Origin of the sequence: Paenibacillus sp. FSL H8-0261 (assembly GCF_045040645.1) — a bacterium.
Lineage (GTDB): Bacteria > Bacillota > Bacilli > Paenibacillales > Paenibacillaceae > Paenibacillus_AQ.
On record NZ_CP150297.1, the window covers coordinates 5,509,614 to 5,535,464 of the forward strand.

21 protein-coding genes and 1 other annotated feature are annotated in these 25,851 nt (G+C 46.2%); of the genes, 1 reads left to right on the plus strand and 20 read right to left on the minus strand.

The annotated features are described in order from the left end of the window. Positions 1-173: 173 nt before the first annotated feature. The 9 genes from minD to MHI27_RS24620 all read right to left on the minus strand — a co-directional run bounded on the left by minD (position 174) and on the right by MHI27_RS24620 (position 7,325). A complete protein-coding gene (gene minD / locus MHI27_RS24580) occupies positions 174-968 on the minus strand; it encodes a septum site-determining protein MinD (protein ID WP_042130573.1) in 795 nt (264 codons plus the stop codon). 5 nt (positions 969-973) lie between these two features. Then, positions 974-1,633 carry a septum site-determining protein MinC gene (minC, locus tag MHI27_RS24585; protein WP_042191171.1) on the minus strand — a complete coding sequence of 220 codons (660 nt, stop codon included), beginning with the start codon at positions 1,631-1,633 and terminating at the stop codon, positions 974-976. A gap of 80 nt (positions 1,634-1,713) precedes the next feature. Beyond that, positions 1,714-2,244, minus strand: a complete 531-nt coding sequence (gene mreD / locus MHI27_RS24590; protein WP_081383060.1) for a rod shape-determining protein MreD — start codon at positions 2,242-2,244, stop codon at positions 1,714-1,716. After that, on the minus strand, positions 2,244-3,122 hold the full coding sequence (mreC, locus tag MHI27_RS24595; protein ID WP_042191173.1) for a rod shape-determining protein MreC: 879 nt from the start codon (positions 3,120-3,122) through the stop codon (positions 2,244-2,246). Before mreC ends, mreD begins: the two co-directional genes overlap by 1 nt. 62 nt (positions 3,123-3,184) lie before the next feature. Continuing rightward, complete coding sequence (locus MHI27_RS24600; RefSeq protein WP_042191174.1) at positions 3,185-4,219, minus strand: rod shape-determining protein; 1,035 nt, start codon at positions 4,217-4,219, stop codon at positions 3,185-3,187. 39 nt (positions 4,220-4,258) lie between these two features. After that, positions 4,259-4,948, minus strand: coding sequence for a DNA repair protein RadC (gene radC / locus MHI27_RS24605; RefSeq protein ID WP_042191176.1), 690 nt, complete (start codon positions 4,946-4,948; stop codon positions 4,259-4,261). A 24-nt stretch (positions 4,949-4,972) separates the two neighbouring features. Beyond that, the gene (locus MHI27_RS24610; RefSeq protein ID WP_042191178.1) at positions 4,973-5,569 is read right to left on the minus strand and encodes a nucleoside triphosphate pyrophosphatase; all 597 of its coding nucleotides are present in this window, start codon (positions 5,567-5,569) and stop codon (positions 4,973-4,975) included. Positions 5,570-5,603: 34 nt separating this feature from the next. Then, positions 5,604-5,849, minus strand: coding sequence for a DUF4321 domain-containing protein (locus MHI27_RS24615; protein ID WP_042191180.1), 246 nt, complete (start codon positions 5,847-5,849; stop codon positions 5,604-5,606). Between the two features lie 240 nt (positions 5,850-6,089). After that, the gene (locus tag MHI27_RS24620; protein ID WP_340972451.1) at positions 6,090-7,325 is read right to left on the minus strand and encodes an SPOR domain-containing protein; all 1,236 of its coding nucleotides are present in this window, start codon (positions 7,323-7,325) and stop codon (positions 6,090-6,092) included. A 216-nt stretch (positions 7,326-7,541) separates the two neighbouring features. On the opposite strand from MHI27_RS24620, the gene MHI27_RS24625 reads away from it, so the two are divergent. Beyond that, on the plus strand, positions 7,542-8,528 hold the full coding sequence (locus MHI27_RS24625; protein WP_076286493.1) for a diaminopimelate dehydrogenase: 987 nt from the start codon (positions 7,542-7,544) through the stop codon (positions 8,526-8,528). Positions 8,529-8,621: 93 nt separating this feature from the next. On the opposite strand, the gene MHI27_RS24630 is transcribed toward MHI27_RS24625, so the two are convergent. From MHI27_RS24630 to cobA, 11 genes are all read right to left on the minus strand, one after another. After that, complete coding sequence (locus MHI27_RS24630) at positions 8,622-9,806, minus strand: glycosyltransferase (protein WP_405174880.1); 1,185 nt, start codon at positions 9,804-9,806, stop codon at positions 8,622-8,624. A 336-nt stretch (positions 9,807-10,142) separates the two neighbouring features. Then, entirely contained in the window at positions 10,143-11,300 is a 1,158-nt protein-coding gene (locus tag MHI27_RS24635) for a GGDEF domain-containing protein (RefSeq protein WP_340972457.1), read from the minus strand. Between the two features lie 36 nt (positions 11,301-11,336). Continuing rightward, positions 11,337-12,503, minus strand: coding sequence for a GGDEF domain-containing protein (locus MHI27_RS24640; protein ID WP_405174881.1), 1,167 nt, complete (start codon positions 12,501-12,503; stop codon positions 11,337-11,339). 281 nt (positions 12,504-12,784) lie between these two features. Then, a complete protein-coding gene (gene murC / locus MHI27_RS24645; RefSeq protein WP_042191191.1) occupies positions 12,785-14,164 on the minus strand; it encodes a UDP-N-acetylmuramate--L-alanine ligase in 1,380 nt (459 codons plus the stop codon). A 6-nt stretch (positions 14,165-14,170) separates the two neighbouring features. Beyond that, positions 14,171-15,547, minus strand: a complete 1,377-nt coding sequence (locus MHI27_RS24650) for a folylpolyglutamate synthase/dihydrofolate synthase family protein (RefSeq protein ID WP_042191194.1) — start codon at positions 15,545-15,547, stop codon at positions 14,171-14,173. A 5-nt stretch (positions 15,548-15,552) separates the two neighbouring features. Then, positions 15,553-18,189 carry a valine--tRNA ligase gene (locus tag MHI27_RS24655; protein WP_076286506.1) on the minus strand — a complete coding sequence of 879 codons (2,637 nt, stop codon included), beginning with the start codon at positions 18,187-18,189 and terminating at the stop codon, positions 15,553-15,555. A gap of 155 nt (positions 18,190-18,344) precedes the next feature. Continuing rightward, positions 18,345-18,627: a binding site (T-box leader), on the minus strand. A 342-nt stretch (positions 18,628-18,969) separates the two neighbouring features. After that, positions 18,970-20,340 carry a LysM peptidoglycan-binding domain-containing protein gene (locus tag MHI27_RS24660; RefSeq protein WP_340972465.1) on the minus strand — a complete coding sequence of 457 codons (1,371 nt, stop codon included), beginning with the start codon at positions 20,338-20,340 and terminating at the stop codon, positions 18,970-18,972. Positions 20,341-20,702: 362 nt separating this feature from the next. Further along, a complete protein-coding gene (locus MHI27_RS24665) occupies positions 20,703-21,638 on the minus strand; it encodes an RluA family pseudouridine synthase (protein ID WP_405174882.1) in 936 nt (311 codons plus the stop codon). Then, entirely contained in the window at positions 21,635-22,936 is a 1,302-nt protein-coding gene (hemL, locus tag MHI27_RS24670) for a glutamate-1-semialdehyde 2,1-aminomutase (RefSeq protein ID WP_042191199.1), read from the minus strand. The genes MHI27_RS24665 and hemL overlap by 4 nt, the downstream gene beginning before the upstream one ends. 42 nt (positions 22,937-22,978) lie before the next feature. Beyond that, positions 22,979-23,977: a porphobilinogen synthase gene (gene hemB / locus MHI27_RS24675; protein ID WP_405174883.1), complete on the minus strand. Its 999-nt coding sequence runs from the start codon at positions 23,975-23,977 to the stop codon at positions 22,979-22,981. 325 nt (positions 23,978-24,302) lie between these two features. After that, the gene (cobA, locus tag MHI27_RS24680) at positions 24,303-25,850 is read right to left on the minus strand and encodes a uroporphyrinogen-III C-methyltransferase (RefSeq protein WP_405174884.1); all 1,548 of its coding nucleotides are present in this window, start codon (positions 25,848-25,850) and stop codon (positions 24,303-24,305) included. Position 25,851: the final 1 nt, after the last annotated feature.

The following is a 25,851-nucleotide window of genomic DNA, read 5'->3' on the forward strand; positions in this document are numbered from 1 at the left end:
ATCCCTCCGGACGGGCTTGTTTTACTTCCATTTTATGAAGCACGGAAGTCTCTTTAGAACAAGCCCGCCCAAGGTGGAGCACTTAAATACCACTAAATAAATAAATCCCACCCATAGATTTCTCTAGTGGTGGGACCGTTAATGCTTCTATAGTAAGATTGCTTGGTGCAGAATTAAGCCATACCGAAAAATTTCTTGAACTTCTTAAATGCTCCCGGTTTCCGATCAAGCTGCATTAGCGGCACAGCATCACCTAAAATTCTACGAGCAATATTGCGGTAGGCAATAGCTGCTGACGAATCGGGATTCATAACTGTAGGCTCTCCACTATTTGCGGCCTTAATGACCAGTTCATCATCCGGAACAATTCCGATAAGATCAATATTCAACACCTGTAAAATATCCTCAATATCAAGCATATCCCCAGACTTCACAAGACCTGGGCGAATACGATTTACCACCAGCTTTGGCGATTCCACATGTGACTGCTCAAGCAGTCCGATAATACGATCCGCATCCCGCACAGCAGCATGCTCTGGTGTGGTAACCACGATCGCTTTATCCGCACCGGCAATCGCATTGCGGAAGCCATGTTCAATCCCTGCTGGACAATCAATCAAAATATATTCATATTCCTTCTTCAGTTCGAGAATAATATCTTTTACTTGTTCAGGAGTGACGGACGTTTTATCCTTCGTTTGAGCTGCGGGTAACATATACAACTCATCAAAGCGTTTGTCTTTAACGAGTGCTTGATTTAGGCGACAACGCCCCTCCGCTACATCCACAAGATCATAAATAATACGATTCTCAAGCCCCATTACTACATCCAGATTACGCAGTCCAATGTCGGTATCGACGAGACATACTTTTTTACCCTGCAGTGCAAGTGCGGTTCCAATATTGGCTGTTGTGGTTGTTTTGCCAACTCCGCCTTTGCCCGAGGTTACGACTATCGCTTCTCCCATGGAGGCTACACCCCTTTAAACACATTTAAATCCTGACGTACTTTGACTAGATTATGAATTTTATCGATTTGCATAGCTCCGTTCGTTAAATATGCAAACTCCATACTGCTTTCTCGGGTTTCCCACTCATCGGGAGGACGACTGATAATATCAGCAATTCGCAGTTGTGTCGGAGACATTAATGAAGCAGCGATAATCGCCTCTTCATTTCCATCTACTCCAGCATGCGCCATACCTCTAAGTGATCCTAGAATATAGATATCGCCTGAACAGGTAATAGTTCCTCCTGGGTTCACATCCCCCAGATATAAAAGATTTCCATCATGGTGCAGCACCTGACCGGAACGAAGAATCCCGCTCATAAGAAACAACGCGTCATTATCCTCACTGCCGGGCACTGGAAGCGCCTCTATGGAACGAATCAGTAGATTTCCCTGTCCCTTCAGAATCTCCAGCACAGCTTCCTTATCTTCCTCAGTTACGGGACGATTGCCCAGCTTAATATCTACATGGACAATCGGTCCAGTCAAAATATTTTGATGGCTGTGCTCCAACTTATAGCGAAGCTCGCTCAGAAGATCTTCGAAGGGACACTTGTCGTCTAGCAGGAATATCAGGCCATCCTTGATGCCCTTAATCCTTACATGCTTGGATTTTACTGTCATATGCCTGGCCCCCTATCCTCATTCATTCGTGCCGGGCCCCTTAAATTCCTGCTTTATTAAGAAAGAAAATAGAAGCTTCTTTATGCCGCTTCTTCCGTACTCTTCTCTTTCTTGATCAGCTCAAGCTGGCGTCGTAACGGTATGTAGAGGATCAGAGCAATAGCAAAATGAAAGAGCATCGTTGGTAGCATATGATTCAAAATAGCCCAGCTATAAGGCTCCTGATTGAGATTGAATACACTATAAATACCAAATAACACACTATCCTCTAGCAAGCTTCCGAGCAGAATCACAGTCATCATAAGAGGCAGTGGCGCACGCGGAATCTGAAACAGAAGGCCGATTAAATAAGCCGACAGACCCATCGCAAAAGAATGTGCTCCTAGAATTCTGCCATAAAAAACGACATCATGTAATAGTCCGAAAGTTAGGCCCAGTATAAGCGCTGTATGACGATGATGATATACAGCCACGAACAATAGCACAACGAACACTAGATTCGGAATAATTCGCATCTGCCATACATCTGGAATCAGCCAAGGCAGAATGGTTCCCTCCAGAATGAACAAGAGGAACAGTAACAGAACAAGAACAGATCTGCGCATATTCACTATTCAGCACGCTCCTCCGTAAAAACAACAATCAGCTGCTTCCAGTCTTGAAATTCTGCTGAAGGCTTAATCACTGCTGTGGAGGTTAATCCAAATTCACCAACCTCAACGCTTTCAACGGTACCGATGGTCAATCCTCGCGGATACAATCCCCCAATACCAGAAGAAACGATAACATCCTTCGGCGCAATAGGATCACCTGGCGGGATCTTGTTCATCAATAACTTGTTTGTCTTCGGATCATAGCTTTCAATCATACCAAAGGTTTTGCCCTCTTTGTTAATAGCGGTTGCCGCAATTGGCGGCTGAGAATTAGGGTCATTCGTATCCATCATGGTCATCAGCTTCACCGTAGAGGTGAAATTGCTGACTTGACTAATAACACCCACCAAACCATCCACCGAAATCACAGACATATTTGGTCGAACGCCATCTTTAGCACCTAAATCGATTACAATCGTACTATTGCTTGGTTCTGTTGTCTGACTAACCACCTGCGCAATATGGTATTGATATTTATACAATTCCTCCTGAGCTTTCGTGAACTTCAACTGTTCCTTTAACTGCTCATTTTCTACCTGAATGAAATTGTATTGCGCTTTATCACGTGCATATTGGGCGGCTAGAATCTTCAGCTGCTCATTTTCCTTAGAAAGATCTTTCAGATTTCCGATATCTTCAAACAAGCCCGCTACATATCCAGCGGGCTTGTAGAACATTTTTTGCACGAAACCAGTAGTATCTCTAAGAAAGTTCTCCGGCCAGGACAAGGAACTCCTTGATGCCAAGCTGAAGCCCATCACCACAATGAACAGCACCAGTGTAATCAACAGAATAAACAGACGTTTATTGCTTAAGAGTTTAAACAGTTTCAACACCCTCTAACAACAGTATTTCTCCCATAACAGGGGTTGACGTACACAAGTGGCAATACATAGGCTTATCTCTTAGAGCGAAGACTGGAACTGCTGCGACTCTTGAACAAATGGATATTATCAAGCGCCTTTCCTGTTCCAATCGCTACACAATCCAGAGGGTTCTCAGCGACAATAACTGGCATTCCAGTTTCACGCGCAAGCAGTTTATCCAAGTTACGAAGCAAGGCGCCTCCACCTGTCAAGACAATCCCGCGATCCATAATATCTGCTGCGAGCTCCGGTGGACATTTTTCCAAAGTTACTTTAACAGCTTCAATAATAGAACTCACTGTATCGGACAATGCTTCACAGATCTCATCAGAAGTAATTGTAAGCGTCTTTGGCAGGCCTGTAACGAGATCGCGTCCGCGAATTTCCATAGTCTCAGCTTTCTCAAGTGGCAAGGCAGAACCTACATCCATTTTAAGCTGTTCCGAAGTACGTTCACCAATCATCAGATTGTACTGACGTTTGATGTACTGAATGATGGACTCATCCGCTTCATCACCCGCAACACGTACGGAACGACTAGTAACAATACCGCCGAGTGAAATTACAGCAACTTCAGTAGTACCTCCGCCGATATCAACAACCATACTTCCTGTTGGCTCCCATACCGGTAGATCTGCACCAATCGCTGCAGCAAAAGGTTCCTCGATAATGTAAGCTTCGCGAGCACCAGCTTGTCTAGTAGCATCTTCTACGGCACGTTGCTCTACAGCAGTAATGCCGGATGGTACGCAGACCATTACATTAGGGTGACGTTGGAACATAGAACGTTGTTTCTGTGCTTGACGAATAAAATATTTTATCATCGTAGCCGTTGTGTCAAAATCAGCGATAACGCCATCCTTCATCGGACGGATCGCACGAATGTTTCCCGGTGTACGACCGATCATCTTTTTAGCGGATTCACCCACGGCTTCAATCGTCTTAGTGTCAGTGTTAATGGCTACAACGGAAGGCTCTCTTACAACGATCCCCTTACCGCGTACATAGACAAGCGTATTCGCTGTCCCCAAGTCAATTCCTAAATCTTTCGTAAAACTACCCAACATGCTAATTCTCCTTTTCCTAAGTAAATCTTCACATTTATATTACATGTGTCCTTTTTCTTTCAAGCTTACAAAGCTGCTATCACCGATAATTAGATGATCTAACACGTCAATCCCGACAATCTCGCCTGCCTGAAGCAGTCTTGAGGTCAAGGAGATATCCTCAGGACTAGGCGTTGGATCACCACTAGGATGATTATGTGCGCATATGATAGAGGCACTACTACATTTTATAGCTGCTCGGAATACCTCACGAGGATGAACAATCGAAGCATTAAGACTGCCCATAGACAACGTTTCTTGTCCTATCACATGATTCTTCGTATTCAGAAACAAGCAGACAAAATGCTCCTTCTGCAGATAACGCAATTGCTCAGTCAGTATCTCCGCAGCGTCCTCAGGACAACGGATAATGACTGGCATGTTAAACCTGGAGTTCGCAAGGCGCCTTCCAAGTTCGATGCCTGCTTTTAGTTGCACGGCCTTGGCAGGGCCGATACCTTTGATTTCGGTCAGTTCTTCGATGCTAAGGTCAACTAGCCCACGCAGGCCACCGATTTTCCCCAGCATCTGCTGTGCAATATGAATAGCCGATTCACGGCGTGTTCCCGTACGCAGCAGAATGGCTAACAACTCCGCTTGACTTAATGATTCCGCCCCATAATGCATCATGCGCTCTCTTGGTCGTTCTTCATGGGGGAGGTCCCGCAGCATTACTGATTGCGACTCCATCCCTATCCCTCTTTCCCAAGCTTCCTACCGGTTCAATACAGTTATACCGAACTCGGACAGCATTTCGCCAAGAAGCGACAGCGGCAATCCGACAACATTGAAATAACAGCCTTCAATTCGTTCCACCAAGGTGGAACCAAGCCCTTGTATCGCATAAGAGCCAGCCTTATCAGCGGGCTCTCCCGTAGCTATATAAGCAATAATTTCATTCTCCGTCATTGCTCTCATCGTTACGGAAGTAACACGGTGCTCCACTATAGTCTTTCCATGCGGAAGTCCAATACAGGCTACACCCGTGTATACCTTATGATTCCGGCCCTGAAGTCTGGTAAGCATCGATTTACTGTCCAGCTCGTCCACCGGTTTGCCTAGCACAGTGTTATCTAGTACAACAATCGTATCACTACCAATAATTACTGCGTTACGCTCTCCTGCTGCAGCCACTACAGCCTCTGCTTTTCGTAGAGCCAAACTGCGCACGATTTGCTCCGGCGTAAAGTCCGGTGGTGTGCTTTCGTCCGCTTCGCTGGTAATGACCTCAAAAGGCAAGCCCAGTAAAGACAAAAGCTCTCGTCGACGCGGTGAACCTGAGGCTAAAATAATGTGTTGTGAGTTGTCCACGTTGTAAACGTCCCTTCTTGATCAGTAACGAGAGTTACAGTCTTCGGTACAGCCATACAGCTGTAATAATACCGACGAGACTTAGCATGCACAATTTCAAATGAATAGTGATGTCATAGGTTATGATGTCCAAATCGGCTCGCGGAGACCACTTAAGCACAGTCGATGTTGTTAGAAAAGAAAGAGCCTTTACCGGCTGCAGTAGCTTGGCGATCCAGGCTCCAGCCAGCCAGCCTAGAATTAGAAATAACAGCAGTGTTCCTACATTTTTCTTCTTCATCTCAGTCTTCCCTCGCCATTTTTTGACACCCTAATTATTATACGGTGAAATTGTGATCAATACAAACGTAAAATCCCTTACGGTAATGTTTACCACCATTTGCACTAAAAGTTGCGGAGCGATACCATCCTCCGTATCAATTATAGTTTAAGTTATATAGGGATAATTTCCTCTTTCGCGCCAAAACAGCAAGCCCCCACATCTGGAGGCTTGCTGTCTTTAATGTCAACAATCTATCAGTTAATTCATTGCAGTTAGTAGCTGTTTCTGGCTAGTCAAAAAGCTCAGCATCGATTCTTGCACTTCCCAAAGTAGGCCCTGAGCCTTGTTCTTGTTATATTCACTCCAGGCTGATATCCCTTGGCTCATTGATTTCTCTAACGCTGCGCAAATGCTTTTGGCTTCAGGAGATACGCCTTGTTCCAGCACTTTTACTGCTTCACTCCATTGCAGATGGAGATCACTCATAGCGGGGGTATTTGCTGTCGTACTAGTTTGGCCAGCGCTAAGTAAAGAAGCAGATTGACTGCTTAGTTCACTGAGCAGCTGCCCACTCACGGAGAAATAGTTCTTCACTTCCTCTGCATTACCGGTATAGACAAGCTGTTCAGCCCCGGGAAGTGCCACCTCTCTCACATACAGTTCAATACCCTGATTCTTTAGTCCGCTGCTAAGTAGCTTGGCCTGTTCACGGTCGGATGATATTCCAGCATACACACGATTGCCGTCGGCAGGATCCATACCCGCGGCCAAACCTGCAGTTAACAGCTCCTGGCGAGCCTCTTCAGCGCCTGCAGGTGTACTGAATACTCCGTACTGCAGCAGATAATAGCTTTGCGCAGCTACTTGAACTGGGATGGTGTTCTTCCCTGCATTTTCAGTACCCGTCACTGGTAATCCTGATGTACCTACACCTGCCGGATCTTTAGCTCCACTGGACTGCACTGAAGTAGCCGCCATGTCTGCTGTCCCATTTCCAGAGCTACTGTCCATATTCCCTCCGTAAAAGAAAGAAAGTGCAGCATAACCAAGCAGTACCCCTGTGCCGATGGCTCCCGTAACAGAAAGAGCCAATTTCCACCAATACGAAGGACGTCGAGTATGATAAGAGCCTCCGTAACTGCCAGAGGATACATTCTCTAATTTATCCCTGCTATCCGAAACCATATCTGACAGAAGATACGATTGCTGTGTATATCTAAAATCCTTATCCTGTTCGTCCCATTCTTCCTGACGTGGATCTACAGTACCCGAGTAATAGTCATAGGAATCTTCCGGCGGTGCCTCATGCGTAGAACGAAAATCAGGCTCATAAAGCCATGTTTGCTGTGCTGGACCTACCTCTTGACGCAGTCCCTCAGCGTACTCTTCAGCTGTGCCCAATCCGCCATTTGACCAGCGCTCTACCACTTTAGGCTTTGGTTTAGGCTCGTCCTTGTTCACGTCAAATCGGAATGTCATTCTTCCGTTATTCAACAGTTACACCTCACCTCATCTAATCTATAAGTAAATATATGATAGACAATAGAGAGATATGCTATTTTTAAGCCATAGGAATTATGAAAGATTATGCAGATTCAGTTTACATTACATGTACCTTTTATATACTATATAAAAAGAGCTAAAAGTGTGCACTATACTAGGTAAGCTAGAAATGATGCTTTAGTTCACTACTGATTAGGAGGGCTTCTTCTGAAACAAAAAATTCAAGCAGCTATTGTAGGCTACGGAAATTTAGGAAAAGGTGTACGTAAGGCTATCAACCAAAGTGAAGATATCGAGCTAGTTGCGATCTTTACGCGCAGAGAACCTGGACAACTGGAAGCCGGAGAAGCCGGTGTGAAGTTCGAACACATCTCTGCCGTCGAACAATATAAGGGTAAAGTGGATGTTATGATTCTATGCGGAGGATCGGCTACCGATCTGCCAGAACAAACACCAGCCATTGCCCGGATGTTTAATACCGTGGACAGCTTTGATACTCATGCCAAAATCCCCGAGTTCTACGAGACCGTTGATGCCGCAGCTAAACAAGGTGGAACACTCAGCGTAATTTCTACTGGTTGGGATCCAGGCTTATTCTCAATGAATCGTCTGCTCGCTGAAGCTATTCTTCCACAAGGTAAAGAATACACCTTCTGGGGCAAAGGCGTTAGCCAAGGCCACTCCGATGCGATCCGCAGAGTAGATGGAGTTAAAGCTGGTGTACAATATACCGTTCCAGTACAAGAGGTTATTGAGGCCATTCGCGCTGGTGAAACACCAGAGCTTACCACTCGTCAAAAACACCTTAGAGAGTGTTTTGTAGTGGCTGAAGCAGGGGCAGATCAAGAACGCATTCGTGCAGAAATCGTGAATATGCCGAACTATTTTGCAGATTATGATACTACGGTTACTTTCATCACTGAAGAAGAATTGGCAGCTCAGCATAGCGGAATTCCGCACGGCGGGTTTGTTATTCGCAGTGGTGTAACAGGGGAAGGTACGAAGCAGATTGTTGAATTCGGCCTGAAGCTGGAGAGCAATCCAGAATTTACAGCTAGTGTTCTCGTGGCCTATGCCAGAGCCGCTCAGCGTATGAGTCAAGAAGGACAGAGTGGAGCGCGTACAGTATTCGATATTCCACTTGGAATGTTGTCTCCGAAATCTCCAGAAGAATTACGCCGCAACCTGCTGTAAAATCATACAAAAATAAAATAACCCGCGTAGGACCCTAAAACGTCCTCGCGGGTTTTTTATATACCTCAGGCAGAGCCTTCTCGGGCGTACCTTTTACACAAGACTAAGAATCTTGTTCTTCACATAATTCACTTCGTAATCCTTCAATAATGTGCGATGCGCCCGATCAGCAATAATCGTTGCCATCTCAGGATTCTTTAACAACGTTATTACACTAGCAACAACATCAACTGAGGTATTAGCAAGCAAAATATTACGGTTATGCTCACAGTTCAATCGCTCGCATACTATAGAACTTGTAACCACCGGCGTTTTGAGTGCCCATGATTCCAGAATGTTTCTGGAGACTTCACAACCTTCAAGGATAGGTACAAGAACCGCTTTAGCACGACGTATATAATCAGCAGATGGTTTCAAAGGTCCAGTGATAATTACCGATACATCATCCTTTACAAGCGACAACACATCCGTATGAACCTCATGACTGGTGATGTAACACTTGATATCAGGAACTTGCTCTTTAATCAAAGGGTAGCTTTTCTTAAAGAAGTTTTGAGCAGCCTTAATCCCCTGTCTGGTGTTCATACTCCAGTGCAGAACCATTGAATTTTCTTTTGCAACAGGCTCAGTAAAAGCGTCGTATTCATTCATTTTTATGAAATGAGGAACAACATGAACTTTACGGGCATCCGCAAAGGATAGAGATTTGAATGAAAGGGCATCCCATTCCGAGGTTGCCAAGAGTACACCCGTTTTATTCATTAGTCTCCGCTTATTCCGCCGAACCAAAGCCTCATTTAGTTTATAATAAGGATTACTGCTGCTCGGCTTCCCAATTTCTTTTCCAACGGCAAGCCCGCTCTCAAAACGATACGTATCTGTAATAACACTGGCCTCAGGAAGCAGATTACGAACCATATCAATGCAATTTCCCAGCAAGCTATGCGATATAAATACATGTCTGTAATTATTCGATCTACAAAGCTCCACGATGGTACTCTTCATGTCTTTCTCCGCATGACTCCGATTAGTGAAATTCCGTAATATATGTAAGGGACGCAGCATAGATCTCCACGAGTTAATGCACCCGTTAATGTAATGAACCGTTAGTGCAGTTCCATCATTTGTAGACATATCCTTGTGCGTACTGGCATACGTCAGCAAATCAATATCAAATTTCCCTAGCAAAATCTCGAGAATACTCCCTGTTCTCATTTCTCCTTCTAGATCCTCTGCGCTTTGATTCTGTGCTGAAAGGAACAGCATTCTTTCTCGCATGACTCTGGCTCCTTGAATTTTTTATATAAATCCTCTCTACTTATCACTGCAACTTTAGATGCAGTTCAATAGTAACTCATTTCACATAAAATTTTTGTCGATTTATAGGGAAACCTTTAAAATTTTTATATATTTTCATGCTTTATTCGAAAATCATTGCGATAAACCTATATATATCGCTATTTTTTTGAAGATTCAAGCAAAAAAACTACTTTTCCAGTAATACACGAACATGAATTTTCTATTCCAAAATTTTATACTCGTTAGGTATTCTGAACTATTCCCTATGCAAACAAAAAAGTGTCTTCCTCATCTAATGACGAAAGGAAGACACTTTTATATTTCATAGCTTCTAACAACGCAGTTCCGACCCTTTTTCTTAGCTTGATACAATGCATTATCACAAAGTTTGTAGAGATTATTTAGAGAAAAACGTTCACCCGATTCTATCGTAATGACTCCAATACTTATCGTGTAGTGCAGCGGTACGCCATGAATCATTGAACCTATAACAGCTGTGCGCATTCCTTCAGCAATAACATCACTACTCTTCTCATCGGCTCTGTGCAGGAGCACTGCGAACTCTTCTCCCCCAAATCTTCCGATCAGATCACCATGACCAAGCTGTTGCTCTATTTTAGACGCCAAATCAGTTAGTACTTGGTCACCTGTATTATGGCCGTAATTATCATTTATGCTCTTAAAGTGATCGACATCCAGCAGTAAAAAAGAATAGGGCAGTTTCTTCATCGCTGAAGCAGCTATTAAAGGCCGAGCACGCAAAACGAACGACCTGCGATTCAAAATACCGGTCAACTCATCATAAGTTGCTACCCGCTCCATTTCTGCAAAGGAATCTTCTCTATAAAGCAGCATAATTCCCGCGGTTCCTAGAAACATATACAAATAAATCCCGAGATAAAAAAACAAATAAAGAAATTGTGCAACTTGTGTATTGATTCCTAATACGGAATACAGCGGTTCTAAGGCTCTCCCCGCCAACGACAAGATGACAAGACAATATAGCAGTCCCATTATTATTTGTAGCGAAGTCTCCATGACCTTCAGACATAGTATATAAGCAGGATAGGCTATAATCAGAACTCCAGCCAGACAAGCGACTGGAATAACGAGAGGATCCTTTGGCATCAACAAATACATAAGCACCACAACTAGAATGGATACTCCGAATAATATAGAATAATATCTCTCCACTTTGCTCCCGAATACTCTGAGAAGCATTAGAAGCGCCAAGCTTTCGAGCGTGCCTCCAGCCAAAGCAAGAAGTGCTATGATCGGTAGACTAAGTGGTGTATCTATAAAATCCTTCAGTAATAAGAGGATCAAGGCTGCTAGTTGCAAATATTTTGCTGTGATAAACAATGAAGAAGTCTGTTCCTGCGGATAACGCAAACGATACACCACGATAAGCAGCACCGTGAACGATTGCCACAAAAAGAGACACACCAGCAGTGTCTGGAGATCCAGATGCATATAAGTGAAGTTCACCTCCCCTAGTATTCCTGACTCTCAGTATACATATCGGTATCTGATGACTCTATTTCTTCCCTCTTGTTTGGCCTGATATAATGCCTTGTCGCTTAGCTTGTACAACTTATTTATCGAAATCTCCTGATCTGGAATGATCGTAATTACACCTATACTAACTGTGTACCCCTGTTGAACCTTATTAGTGGAAGTATTCATTATCGCCTCACGAAGCGCTTCAGCTTTCTGGTCGCAGCTCTGCTCATCTACCCCACAGAGTATGACTGCGAATTCCTCGCCCCCTAGTCTGCCAAACAAATCGCCATTTCCGAGATTATCTTTAATCGTCGATGCGAACTCTTCCAGCACAATGTCACCGGTATCATGACCATAAGTATCGTTGACCTGTTTAAAATAATCCAAATCCAATAGCAAAAATGAGAAGTACTCCTGCGCTTGAAATGCCTTTTCAAGCTTTATCTCCGCTTCCTGAAGAAATGCTCCACGGTTTAGGATCCCCGTCAAATCATCATAACTGGCTATTCTTTTTAGTTTGACGAAGGAATGCTCATTTGAGAGAAGAATATAACCGGCAGCCCCTACGATAAATAATAAATACATCCCCAAATAATACAAATATTGCGTGAGATTTGTTGAGAACACATTCATCTCGGGCTCCCAAATCAATGCAACAAGCGCCCGCATCAGCATAATCGCTGCAAATACATAAAATAATACGCCTAATATTTTTTGAAGAGGGGTAGCCTTTTTATTCACAGTTAGATGATAAGCTGGATAAACTATAAATAGTATAGACCAAAGTGAAGTACAAGCGATGCGCAAGTTGGAATGATTAAAAAATAATGCGATGATACTAAAACTAATTATGCTCAATACCGAAAGGATGATGTAATATCGCTTTATTTTTGGCCCCAGTACTCCCATCATCAGCAGTAACGCTGTAATTTCTAGACAGCACCCTCCAAGGATCAGAGCATTGCTAAGCGGAATGGACAACGCATGAGGGAGATAATCCCATAATAAAATCGAACACCAAAAGAGTAGCTGCACTTCCTTTGATCGGATGAACAAGGTGGAGGCTGTATCTTTAACAGCGGTACTTCGATAATTGGTTATAAGCAGTAATATAAATAAATTTCCGAAAATAAACAAATAAATCAGTGTTCTAATTTCAAGCAGGGAGCTCATACGTCACCACCTATGCGAAAATATCCCCACAAAGTGCGGCTTTGCTTCGATGCGTACTCGGGTACTTTGTGGGGATCCCAAATATACGTTGAAAAATCGATCCTCTTCTGACAGCACTATAGCACTTTATAACTATATCAGTAAATACGTTAACAATACCAAAAAAACACTTCCCTCTAAACTCCCTTCAGATAAACACAAGGATTATCTGAACGAAATTTTGGGGAAGTGCTATTGAATAGAGAATATAAATATCCTCGAATTAGCCTCAATTTGTAAACTTAATGCTTCTTCTTCAACCCGTCTGCCAGTGCGTATCCGACCTTCCAGATATCGCCTGCGCCCATCGTAATCACCAGATCACCTGGAGCAATACGAGGTGTCAGATCAGCTAGAACATCTTCTTTGGTTGGCAGATGTCTCGCGCCCGCATTACTGTTCTTAACGATTAGCTCAACCAGCTTCGCAGAAGTAACACCTTCGATCTGTTTCTCTCCAGCCGGAGAGTAAATATCGGTGATGATGACTTCGTCGGCTTCGCTAAAGGCACGGCTGAAAGCATCTAACAGGAAGAAAGTACGTGTATAGCGCTGAGGCTGGAATACCGCAATAATCCGTTTTCCTGTTGCCTTGGCAGCACTGATCGTTGCCTGAATCTCTGTAGGATGATGCGCATAATCATCAATGACCAGAATGTCATTGACTTCTCCGAGCACTTGAAAACGGCGCTTCGCACCATGGAATTTCACAATCGCTTCAGCGATTTTCTCGAAAGAAATCCCTGATTTCAAACAAGCGATTACCGCTGCCATTGAATTATAAAGATTGTACTGTCCGGGAACAGAGAGTTCAATCCGTCCAAGCACTTCTCCATTATGATTCATCGTGTACGATACCTGACGATCGCCTAGAACGATATCAGTGGCAATATAATCTGCAGTGTTCGACTTGATGCCATAAGTAATCACCTTACCTGTTACTTCGGGTAAAAGAGAGATCACATTCTCGTCATCAGCGCATACTATAGCAGTTCCATCTTCGCGCGTTTGGTTCATGAACTGCACGTATGCAGCTTTAAGACGGTTAAAGTCTCCGTCGTAATTTTCCAAGTGATCCGCTTCAACATTCGTAACGATCCCAAGCCAAGGGTGATAGTGCAGGAAAGAGCCATCACTCTCATCCGCTTCCGCTACTACAAACTCACCTTGTCCCGCCTTTGCATTCGTACCTACATTCATAATCTCTCCACCGATAATATACGTTGGATCAACGTCGCACTCTTCCATCACAAGTGCAATCATGGAGGATGTGGTAGTTTTCCCGTGTGCTCCAGCAACGGCTACCCCTTTACGTTCATTCAATAAACGGGCTAACATTTGCGAACGATGCAGAATTGGAATCTTAAGACGCTCAGCTTCCACCCATTCCACATTATCACTAGACAAAGCCGTAGAGTATACGACTAGATCCGCACCTTTTACTTGTTCTGCTGTATGCCCGATATAAATCTTGGCACCTTTAGCAATCAATTTATCCGTTAATTCTTGGGCAGCCACATCGGAGCCCGTAACTGTATATCCCATTTCTAGCATTACCCGGGCAATCGCGCTCATTCCGTAGCCGCCGATCCCTATAAAATGCACACGTTCAGTAGTATCCAACAGTCGTCACCAGCCTTTTTCAGTATCGGGTTGCTGCAAAAGTGTACCGCGTACGTCAGAGATTAAATACAGCGTACCAGATACGACGGCAAGGTCATCCTCCGCTGTAATCGACTTCAGTAGCTGCAGCGCTTTTCCCCAATTATGTTCTACTATGATCGCCAAGTTTTCCTTGGCATATTTCTCCCGCAGACTTTCTGCGATAACTTGCAGATTCTCCGCGTCCATTTTGTTCTGGAAATCCGGTTCGGTCAGGATGAGCGTATCCACTATAGGCAGTATATGCTTAAAGTAGGATTCATGATGCTTATTTGACAGCATTCCCATAAGTAAATTTAATTTACCGTATTGATAGAGCTGAGGCAGACTTTTTGCAAGACTCTCCGCACCTTCCGGATTATGTGCTCCGTCCAGTACAATCCTTGGAGACTTGCTTACCTCTTCCAGCCTTCCAGCCCAGAATGCGTGGCGCAAACCTTCAAGCACATCTTCATCCTCAAGCATAAAGGCCATATACTGACGCAGAACCTCAAGTACCATCATGGCAGCTGCCGCATTGCTAATCTGATGCTCGCCTTTCATTACGATCCCAAGTTCAAGCGAACGAAAGGGACCCTTAAAATGAAAAGTCTGCACATCCTCACGGATTTCATTAGCCTCATAGCTAAAATCTTCTCCGGCAAGATAAAGAGTAGAGCGGCAAGCCGCTGCTTTCTCTTTCAGAACCGCTACGACTTCCGGCTGAGTTACGCAGCTAACAACAGGTACGCCCGTCTTAATAATTCCGGCTTTCTCCATTGCAATCTTCTCTAGCGTATCTCCCAAAATATCCATGTGATCATGACCAACATTAGTAATCACAGAAACAATCGGAGTCACGATGTTCGTTACATCCAGCCTTCCCCCAAGCCCGGTCTCCCATACGACAACATCAGGACAAGAGACGCCAGCAAAAAATAGAATGGCCACAGCTGTAGTTACCTCGAACATCGTAGGTGAGCCAAACTCCGTTTCCGAAATTTCTTGGACTAGTGGACGTAATTGGTTAACCAGCTCGACAAGCGTTTCTTCAGAGATGTCCGTATTATTATATTGGAACCTGTTCGTGAACTTTGTAATATACGGAGATGTAAAGGTGCCTACTGAATAGCCGCTTTGTATAAGTGCACTAGTCAAAAAAGCACAAGTTGAACCTTTGCCGTTCGTACCCGCCACATGAATAAACTTCAGCCGACGGTGCGGATTTCCCAGCTTGTCCATCAACATCTCGATTCTATCTAAACCTGGCCGTATCCCAAAAGGGATTAGGCTCTTGATCCAATCAACCGCTTCGGTGTATGTCGCAAGAGGGGCGGTACTTCCGCCCCGATTTAGGTCATCCATGTCTCTTATCCTCTCAGCTCTGCGATGCGGGCAAGTACTTTCTCACGTTTAGCAGAATAATCTGCCTGCTTCGCCCGTTCCTCTTCGATAACTTTAGCAGGAGCTTTGGCCACGAAGCCTTGATTGCTCAGCTTTTTCTCTACGCGTTCTACTTCGCTGTTCAGCGTCTGCACTTCTTTTTCCAGACGAGCGATTTCTTGTTCAATATCAATGAGTCCCGACAATGGCAGAAGCAGTTCTGCTCCTGTTACTACAGCGGACATTACCTTATCCGGCGTTTCTGGATTCAGGCCAGCTTCGAAGGAAGACGTATTACAGAAGCGTCCAATGTAGTTGTCGTTACGGGTGATAATACTCAGCGTCTCTTCATTACCCGCTTTGATGATCAATTCAACCTTTTTGCTCATCGGTACATTCACTTCAGCCCGGATATTACGAACGGCCCGGATTACATCCATCAGCAGGTTCATTTCCGCTACGGCTTGCGGATTCTCCAGAGCAGCATCATACTCCGGCCATGCAGCCAGCGTAATCGTCTCCCCTTCATGCGGAAGGTGCTGCCAAATTTCTTCCGAAATAAACGGCATAAACGGATGAATCAAGCGCATTGTGCGGTCTAGTACATAGGCAAGTACAGACTGTGTCTTCGCTTTGGCCGCGGCGTCTGATCCGTAAAGTGACAGCTTCGCGAACTCAATATACCAGTCACATAGATCGTCCCAAATGAAGTTGTACAGCTGGCGACCGGTCTCACCGAACTCGTACGAGTCAATTAGACGCGTAATCTCACGAGAAGTTTCGTTCAGACGGTGCAAAATCCAGCGATCAGCAGTACTTAGCTCACCCGAAATGTCAATATTTTCAAAGCTTACGCCTTCCAAATTCATCAACGCGAAGCGTGATGCATTCCAGATCTTATTGGCGAAATTACGCGCCTGCTCAACCTTTTCCCAACGGAAGCGTAGATCCTGTCCAGCTGTACTTCCGGTAGAAATCATGTAACGCATTGCATCTGCGCCATACTTCTCGATTACTTCAAGGGGGTCTACGCCATTCCCGAGTGATTTGGACATTTTTTGACCTTCGGAATCCCGTACCAAACCATGCATCAATACATCTGAGAAAGGTTTTTCTCCGGTAAATTCAAGAGCTGAGAAGATCATCCGCGCTACCCAGAAATAAATAATATCGTAGCCTGTTACGAGCACATCGTTCGGATAATAGCGTTTGAAATCTGCACTGTTCTCATCTGGCCATCCTAGTGTGGCAAAAGGCCACAGATTAGAGCTAAACCAGGTATCCAGTACATCTTCGTCCTGTTTCAAGTCGGTTAGACCACTGATCCGGCGCGCTTCTTCCTCGTCATTTGCCACAACCAATTCACCAGTAGACTCGGAATACCATGCTGGAATACGATGTCCCCACCACAGCTGACGGGAAATACACCAATCACGTACGTTCTCGATCCAGTTCAGGTAAGTTCTCTCGAAACGGTCCGGTACAAAGTTAACCCCGTTCCCATCCTTCTGTGCATTGATGGCAGCTTCAGCCAGTGGCTGCATCTTTACAAACCATTGTGTGGACAAGTACGGCTCAACAACCGCTCCAGAGCGTTCACTGTGTCCTACTTGATGCACATGATCTTCGATATTGATCAGCACACCTTGCTCCTTCAGGTCAGCAGTGATAGCCTTACGACATACACTCCGGTCTTGACCTTGGTAAGGTCCTGCTTCTTCATTCATCGTACCGCTCTCATCCATTACGTTAATCTGCGGTAAGTTGTGACGTTGACCCATCTCGAAGTCATTCGGGTCATGAGCTGGTGTAATCTTAACCGCACCACTACCAAACTCTTTGTCTACATAATCATCAGCGATAATCGGAATCTCACGACCAATAATCGGCAGGATCAACGTTTTGCCGATCAGATCTTTATAACGATCGTCTTCCGGATGAACAGCAACCGCTGTATCACCCAGCATTGTCTCCGGACGCGTGGTCGCTACTGTAATAAATCCGCTACCGTCTTTGAGTGGGTAACGCAAATGATACAAGTGACCATTAACTTCTTTATATTCAACCTCGATATCCGACAATGCTGTACGAGCCGCCGGGTCCCAGTTGATAATGCGTTTGCCGCGGTAGATCAAGCCTTTATTATAGAGCTTAACGAATACTTCGCGTACAGCTTTCGACAACCCTTCATCCAGGGTAAACCGTTCGCGGGAATAGTCAAGGGAAAGCCCCATCTTAGCCCACTGCTCATGAATGGTGTTCGCATATTTATCTTTCCACTCCCACACCTGCTCCAGGAACTTCTCACGGCCGAGATCATGTCTAGAAATTCCCTGCTCACGCAGCTTTTGCTCTACCTTTGTCTGCGTTGCGATACCGGCATGGTCCGTACCTGGCAACCACAACGTGTCGAAGCCTTGCATCCGTTTTGTACGAATCAGGATATCCTGAAGCGTAAAATCAAGCGCATGACCAATGTGCAGCATTCCCGTTACGTTTGGCGGCGGGATTACAATACTGTATGCTTTTGCATCTGGACGCCCACCTGCACGGAAATATCCACCCTCTGTCCAATAGGAATACCACTTGGTTTCTGCCGATTTCGGATCATACGTGGTTGGCATTTCATTCTTAGAATCATTTGCAGCGGCAGCATCTGCCGCTGTATCTTGCAAGTTCGGCAACTCTGCCGCTGTTAGATTGTTTTGGTCAGCCATTCTCTGATACCTCCACTTGGTTACTTGTAGTTGGTTTCTAAAAAACAAAAAGACCCCTCGTCTCAAAGGACGAAAGGCCATTCTTTCGCGGTACCACCTTTGTTTCGCGCCAATGAAAAATAAACCTGCACTTCTCTACCTTGCGGTTCAGAAGCTTAGCGCGACACTCGTACAGATAACGGCTGCTACCGGCCACATCCTAACTTATCTTTCATATCCATGAAGACAAGCTCAGAAGGGCGACTCCGGGGCGACTTCGGTGGCTGTATCCTACGGAATGTCACAGCACTTGCATTCCGCTCTCTGAAGGGCTGACCGCCTACTCTTCCCGTTCCCAGTCTTTACTTAGATATTGCTTACTCCATAATACATTTTGAGTCATCCCTAGTCAACCTGAATAGGCTTCTACAGCGGGACTTTAAGCGGAATTTCGACTTATAGCGTGCATATGTCGAATTTTCATTCGATTCATCACTCTGCGTTGGTTAGATACCCCACATTCTAACGTTCTCCGGTCACACAAGAATAAACGCCTTCGACGTCCTTTTACGGACGGTAAGCGTTTATTCGAGAAATATAAGGATAATTTATAACGTGAAACTTATATATTCTTATATTTAGACAAAAATCCCGATCTACTATCAGATCGGGATTCACCTATTCATATGAGTACGCATTGTAATTCAATTACGGAATGTACAATACTTGCCCTTCTTCTACACTCTGCCCAGACAATCGATTATACATTCCCAGCTCCCGCGCACTTAGCTGATACTTCTCTGCGATTGTATCCAGCGTTTCTTCACGCTGCACGATGCAAAGGCGAACCTTACGGAATAGGTTAGCGCCATCTGCTCCAGCAATGAATCTGCTCTTCCACTCCGTATTATTTCCGGCCTCTGGAATGATCGCTGCAGCCGATGCATTTCCTTCAGATAGGAGAGCCTCTTGTTCTTTACGAGAACGACTAGAACTGAGTAATGAAGAGAAGGTGAGATGCTCTTTGACTGGAGCCTCTGCTTCTTTCTTGCTTCCTAGCGCAATCTTAAGATCTTGCTTCTCCTCTGACTGTGGTACAGTCTCTTGAGAAACAAGAACTTCATTCGTATTCTCGTGGATCGGCTGAGCATTCTCTTCTTGTGCATGAAGCTCATTACTGGCCTCGTTTTCCGAAGCGAATACAGCAATATCTTGATCCGCATCAGCATTAGCTGCCGGAACAGCGGTTTCTCTTGAAGCAAAAGTATATTCAGCTTCTTGCTCTTGATCCGCTTGACTCGCCTGGCTAACTTGATCCAGCTGGGTGGCCTCAGCTTCATTCTGTGACTCAGCTTTAAACCAGTAATCCGCTATTCCTGCTTTGGAATCCTCTGTTTGCGAATCCAGACTATGCGTCCGAGCTTTCGCGCCCTTGTCCTTCTCATGAGCGGATGAGAAATTCACTATAGGGGACGAATGACCAGCTCCACTCGAGACCAATGAGGGCTCTGATGCACCTGCATTCGCTTCAGCATGCTCATGTTCTTCTACGGCAACCTCCGATGCATCCTCACCAAAGGTCCACTGTGAATTTTCATAAAGTGCATCAGTTTCGTGTTCTTGGTTCTCTGCAGATGCTTCGATTACCCTGTCATCACTGAGAGGGGAATAGGCAACTGTGTACTCTTCCTGCTGCCAGGCCGGTTGTGGTTGAGGCTCCGCACCACCGATTCCCCGCAGTGATAATACGCCTGTTATATTCACTGTGCGCATCGTGAGCAGATCAATATCAAAATTCTCGATCTCCACCCCGATATCTTCAATCGAGCTGACGCGTGTAAGCGGAACAGTGATTTCTACGGGAATGGCATGCTCCAGACGTTGTGTTCGGTCATCTTCACTCCGGTAGAGTCCGGTAAGCAACAGCTGACCATATAACTCGGCACGATCCTCCCGCTGAATCACCTGGATTTCCGGAAGTAGTTCAACCTCCTCCAGCTCAGCTATTCCCGGAAGCTCTTCCGATAGGTGAATGCGTTCATAAATATCAAACCGCAAGCCGTGGGACTGATCAAACACGGGATATGTCCTCCTTCTTGGCATAATCTAACCCTGAGACAGGCCCAGAGCATAAGCCCAAAATGTTACTCCCCACATGTATATGCTTCAAACAGAAAGGCATGACAACTTTGGTGGCACTAACCGGACAGGATGCTATTAATTTCATAAATTCAGGGACTATTCGAACCTATCTGCCGGCCAATAGATGAACTACTCCGCATGAACAAAGTATTATATGCTGCTTTTGCTATTAGGACATAGATAGATGCTTCTTTCTGAAAAAACAGAAAATTATATACCCTACGAAAAAATAGATAAAAAAAAGAACCGTAATACCAGCATTTGCTGATACCACGATTCTCAGGTTTATAACGTAGCTGTCAAGGCGCTTCAGACAGCAGCTCCCGCAGCTGAAGCATATCCTCCGACCACGGATCGCTTACTTCCAGTTGTTCACCGCTCCAAGGGTGGCGGAAAGACAGCATCTCGCCATGGAGCGCATGTCGGCCGGCAGCGCTGGAAGCCCAGACCGGGCCGCCATATAGCGCATCCCCATACAAGGGATGACCCATATGGCTGAGATGGACGCGAATCTGATGCGTCCGTCCGGTCTCCAGCTGCACATGCACCAGGCTCCCGCCATGCAGTGCTTCGCGTCCGAGGATTCGAGTCACGGCGGACTGTCCGCCGGGTGAGACTCTTCTCCGCGCCGCATGATGACGATCGCGCCCAATCGGCGCGTCGATCACTTTAAGCGTAGGCGGCACTGTGCCTTCGACGATCGCGGCGTAGAGCCGCGAGATGCTTTTTCCACGCATATTCTCGTCTAGGACAAGCTGAGCGAATTCATTCTTCGCGTACATCACCGGACCTGTTGTATCCTTGTCCAGTCGGTGAATATGCCTTACAGCTGCACTAACACCGGTAGCGACATAATGCGCAGCTACAAGGTGATCCAGCGTTACACCTAAGCCACTGCCATCCGGATGAACTGCCATCCCTGCCGGTTTATGGGCAACCAAGCAAAAATCATCCTCATACAGCACCTCAAGCTCTTCCCATACCGGTTCAATGCCGGCTTCACGTTCCGGAAAAAGTGCCAGTCGCAGTCGATCTCCCTTCCACTGAATGCCCCCCTCACGGCGCAGACGCAGATGAAGCTTCTCAGGCATACCAACAGTTTCCAGCAGCCACTTATCAATCGCAGCTTCAGAATCCCCAGCTCCAGTAATGATTTTACCGGGGGTTACTTCCAGCCACTCCCCGCGTCTAGTCCAAGCTCCACCACCGGTTCGTTCTCCGGCACTGATACTCAAAGGGCCTTCAGGGCATTATAGTGGCCCTCAATGGTATCATCAATATCCTGCTCACTATGCGCAGCCGATACGAACATGCCTTCAAACTGTGAAGGTGGTACGCTAATCCCTTGGCTCAGCATATGACCAAAATAACGACGGAATAGGTCCGTGTTGCTAGTCTTGGCTGTCTCAAAATTCGTTACAGGTCCTTCTGTGAAGAACGGGCAGACCATAGAGCCCACACGGTTAATTGTCAGTGGAACACCGGTCTCGATTGCATTCTTTTTCAAGCCTGCCTCTAGACGCGCCCCTAATTGCTCAAGACGATCATAAACTTCCGGTGTCAGTAGCTTCAACGTAGTGAGTCCTGCCGCCATCGCTAATGGATTACCACTAAGTGTGCCAGCCTGATAGATCGGTCCCGTAGGAGCGATTTGCTCCATGATCTCTCTTTTGCCGCCATAAGCGCCGACTGGAAGTCCTCCACCGATGACTTTGCCGAAGCAGGTAATATCCGGAGTAATGTTGAACAAGCCTTGAGCACAGCCACGATTGACACGAAAGCCTGTCATTACCTCATCAAAAATAAGCAAAGATCCATTGTCTGAAGTTAACTTGCGAAGTCCTTCCAGAAATCCCGGAAGTGGTGGTACAACACCCATGTTGCCGGCAATCGGCTCTACGATCACCGCGGCAATCTCACTGCCAAAACGTTCGAAAGCAATCTGAGTGGACTCCAAATCATTGTATGGAACTGTAATTGTATTTACTGCCACACCTTCAGGAACACCTGGGCTGTCCGGCAAACCTAATGTGGCTACACCGGAACCCGCTTTAATAAGCAGACTATCCGCGTGACCATGGTAGGAGCCTTCGAATTTCAAAATTTTGCTGCGTCCTGTATAACCACGTGCCAAACGAATCGCACTCATCGTCGCTTCCGTTCCGGAGTTAACCATACGTACGATATCTACAGAGGCTACACGTTCGACAACCGTTTTTGCCATTTCAGTTTCAAGTAAAGTTGGTGCACCAAAGCTTGTCCCTTTTACCGCCGTCTCCTGCAATGCCTTTACAACCTCAGGATGCGCATGACCCATAATCAGCGGTCCCCATGAGCATACATAGTCGATAAAGCTGTTGCCGTCGATATCATAAATACGCGATCCGATCCCATGATCCACATAAATCGGAGTCAAGCCTACGGATTTGAACGCCCGTACAGGGCTGTTCACCCCACCGGGAATATATTGTTTTGCTTCATCAAAAGCCTTGCGGGACGCTTCCTCTTTACGCGCCATTGGCTCATTACTCATCTATCTTCACTCCTATTCTGTTCTTGGTCACACAGGTATAGATTAACCACGCAGCCAGCGCGCAGCATCTTTTGCGAAATAAGTAATAATAATATCTGCTCCGGCGCGTTTCATGCCAGTCAGCATTTCCAGCACAACGGCTTGCTCGTCAATCCAGCCTTGCAGCGCTGCTGCTTTTACCATGGAATATTCGCCACTCACATTGTAAGCCACAAGAGGCAAATCAAACTGGTCGCGGATCGTACGAATCACGTCCAAGTAAGCCAGAGCCGGCTTCACCATTAACATATCTGCGCCTTCCAGCACATCGGATTCTGCTTCACGAAGCGCTTCGCGCAGATTGGCAGGGTCCATTTGATAGGTTTTGCGATTTCCGAACTGTGGTGCTGAATCCGCAGCTTCGCGGAAAGGGCCATAAAATGCCGAAGCATATTTGACCGAATACGACATAATCGGCACATGTTCAAAGCCATTCTCATCTAGTCCCGCACGAATCGCGTGTACGAATCCATCCATCATATTCGAAGGTGCAATAATATCTGCTCCAGCTTTAGCTTGGGATACCGCCGTACGGGTCAACAGCTCTAGCGAAGCATCGTTGATGACATCACCGTGTACCACACCGTTTACCGTATGCGTATGCACCATCCCGCAATGTCCGTGATCCGTAAATTCACAAAGGCAGGTATCTGCAACGACCAACAGCTCAGGGTACCACTGCTTGATCAAGCGAGTAGCCTCTTGCACAATTCCATCCTCTGCGAAACCGGAAGAACCGATAGCATCCTTCGTTTCAGGAATCCCGAATAGCAACACAGCCGGAATACCTAGTGCGGCAATCTCGTCCACTTCTGCTTTTAAAGTATCCATCGAAAAATGGTACACGCCCGGCATCGAGCTAATCTCATTCTTCACACCTGTTCCATAAGTCACAAATATAGGCTGTACAAAATCCAGCACATTCAGTACGGTCTCCCGCACCATACCGCGAATTCCAGCAGAACCGCGTAGACGACGGTGACGTGTAATTGGAAAGCTCATTTGTTCATCCTCCTGAAAATAAAATATATAGACACAACGGACATTTATAGTTTGCCCGTCTAACTGCCAGTTAGTTAACAATCTGATTTCATTGCAGAATGTGCAATAGAAAAGACTTCAAATGCTTCGAAATCACATTCTAATGCACTCTATACAACTGTTTGACTACTAGAGGACTCATTTTGTGCTTATACCCAGCTTTTGAGTGTACAGAGTACAGTAGAATTGAAATTGATTCTTAATTTAAGAGATTCTATTGTACAAACTACAACCAGTCTAAGGTTACTTATATTAATATGGCTATTGCTCACCTATCTCTATGAAACTACTTGAGCCTAGTCTCCGCATTCCATCGACAGAGTTCCTGCACCAGACTATTAATAGTTGCTTCTTCAGGTAGCAGTCCCGGGGTAAGCCCCGCTTCCACGGCAGTCTGCTCGGTTAATGGCCCGATGCAGGCTATTTTCACGTTAGCTAGCAATGGGAGCGGATCTTCGAGCCCCATTCTTTTCAGAATGTGGATGAAATTGCGCACCGTTGAAGAACTAGTAAAAGTCACCGCGTGAACGCGCCCCTCCTCCAGCAGCTTCAGCAGCTCGTCGTCATCCTCACCCGTCACAACCGTCTCATAGGTATCGACGTCTGTGACTTGAAGGCCAAGCTCTCTCAGCTTGTCCGGCAGCCAGTCGCGCCCCAGATCACCGCGCGGCAACAGCACGTTCTGCCCCGGCAGCAGCTGGGGACCGAACTTCTCAATCAGACCTTCCGCCTGAAACTTCGCCGGAAGCTCCTCAGCGATCACCCCGCGCTGCGCCAGCGCGGCTGCTGTACCCGGCCCCACCGCTGCAATCCTTGCGCGGTGAAGCCCCCGAATGTCCGCCCCCTGCTCCGCCAAGTGGCGCCAAAAAAACTCCACGCCGTTCGGGCTAGTGAAGAATACCCAGTCGTACGATTCCAGCGCGCCAAACGCCGCTGCAATCTTCTCCTTCTTCTCTGCGCCTTCCGGCATGATCGTCTCGATCACCGGGAACTCGTAGGGTTCCCCGCCGAGTTCCTCAATCATATCCACCAACTCGCTCGCTTGGCTCCGAGCCCGTGTCACCACGATGCGTTTGCCGAATAATGGCATCGCCTCAGCCCACTTGAGCTGCTCACGCTGCAGCACCACGTCGCCAACGACGATGACGGCCGGCGGCTGAAAATCCGCCGCCTTCACCTTCGCCTCAATATCGGCGAGGGTTCCCGTCAGTGTCTCCTGATCTGCGCGAGTACCCCAGCGCACCAGCGCCACTGGTGTTTCTGGCGGGCGCCCATGCTTGATCAGCTGGGCGCTGATATATCCTATTTTTGCTACGCCCATCAGGAACACTAACGTCCCCGTGGCATTCGTTACTTTATCCCAATGAATGGAATGATCCAGTTTATCTGGACTCTCATGTCCAGTGATAATCGACAGGGAAGAAGCATGATCGCGGTGCGTGACAGGTATTCCCGCATAAGCAGGTACGCTGATCGCCGACGTGATACCCGGTACGATTTCGTAATAGATCCCATTTTTGCGCAGCAGCTCCGCTTCTTCGCCTACGCGGCCAAAAATCGTAGGGTCCCCACCCTTCAGCCGCACCACTGTTTTCCCCTGTAAAGCCAGATCAACTAACAATTGATTAATCTCTTCCTGCTTCATCGTGTGGCGATCCGGCAGCTTGCCAACATAAATCTTCTCGCCGCCGGGCTTCATGCATTTCAGCAATCTAGGACTTGCCAGCCGATCGTACACCAGCACGTCGCTTTTTCGAATACACTCGAGGCCTTTTACAGTAATCAGCTTTGCGTCCCCGGGACCTGCACCTACCAAATAAACCTTCCCCGTCAAT

Bases quoted from the DNA above. Each gene is read 5' to 3' on its own strand.
- minD (WP_042130573.1), bottom strand. From the start codon at position 968: ATGGGAGAAGCGATAGTCGTAACCTCGGGCAAAGGCGGAGTTGGCAAA.
- minC (WP_042191171.1), bottom strand. From the start codon at position 1,633: ATGACAGTAAAATCCAAGCATGTAAGGATTAAGGGCATCAAGGATGGC.
- MHI27_RS24600 (WP_042191174.1), bottom strand. From the start codon at position 4,219: ATGTTGGGTAGTTTTACGAAAGATTTAGGAATTGACTTGGGGACAGCG.
- radC (WP_042191176.1), bottom strand. From the start codon at position 4,948: ATGGAGTCGCAATCAGTAATGCTGCGGGACCTCCCCCATGAAGAACGA.
- MHI27_RS24615 (WP_042191180.1), bottom strand. From the start codon at position 5,849: ATGAAGAAGAAAAATGTAGGAACACTGCTGTTATTTCTAATTCTAGGC.
- MHI27_RS24630 (WP_405174880.1), bottom strand. From the start codon at position 9,806: ATGCGAGAAAGAATGCTGTTCCTTTCAGCACAGAATCAAAGCGCAGAG.
- MHI27_RS24635 (WP_340972457.1), bottom strand. From the start codon at position 11,300: ATGCATCTGGATCTCCAGACACTGCTGGTGTGTCTCTTTTTGTGGCAA.
- MHI27_RS24640 (WP_405174881.1), bottom strand. From the start codon at position 12,503: ATGAGCTCCCTGCTTGAAATTAGAACACTGATTTATTTGTTTATTTTC.
- MHI27_RS24650 (WP_042191194.1), bottom strand. From the start codon at position 15,547: ATGGATGACCTAAATCGGGGCGGAAGTACCGCCCCTCTTGCGACATAC.
- MHI27_RS24655 (WP_076286506.1), bottom strand. From the start codon at position 18,189: ATGCCAACCACGTATGATCCGAAATCGGCAGAAACCAAGTGGTATTCC.
- hemL (WP_042191199.1), bottom strand. From the start codon at position 22,936: ATGAGTAATGAGCCAATGGCGCGTAAAGAGGAAGCGTCCCGCAAGGCT.
- hemB (WP_405174883.1), bottom strand. From the start codon at position 23,977: ATGAGCTTTCCAATTACACGTCACCGTCGTCTACGCGGTTCTGCTGGA.